Consider the following 439-nt stretch of genomic DNA (forward strand, 5'->3'; position numbering starts at 1 on the left):
GACATGGCCTACTCGGAGGCACGCACACGAGCTCGTGCTTGTCGAAGGAAGGGCGACCGCGAAGGTGATCGCCTGTGGTCGCGGGTCGCCGTCACGATCGCGGAACGCAGCGGCTACGAGATCGGCTTCAAGGCTGCGGATCGGTCCGAACAGGATGCGAGTCCGCGCGAGCGCGAGCGGGTGCGGCATCTGCACGAGGTCGCCACGCGCACGACGGCCATCCTCTCGGTCCTTGCGGAAGTCGCCCGCGCCCGCAACGCGGAATCGGGCGTGCACAACGTCAGCGCCCATGTGGGTAATGCCCTCGACCTCGCGCCGCGGAACGCCGCGCTGACGGCGGCTGGCGCGGAGGTCTGCCTCGCCGCAGCACGGCTGGCGGACGAGGCGCAACAATCAGCCGATATGATCGCGGATGGCAGCTATCCACTGGCGCTCGAAG

General features: G+C 68.8%; 1 protein-coding gene. It reads left to right on the forward strand.

What is annotated here, in order from left to right; genetic code table 11:
• A partial coding sequence (locus AC2JF9_RS09445; protein WP_500727259.1) for a hypothetical protein occupies positions 1-439 on the forward strand: 439 nt, incomplete at both ends.

The sequence above is a fragment of the Lactobacillus sp. C449L genome (genome assembly GCF_059900815.1).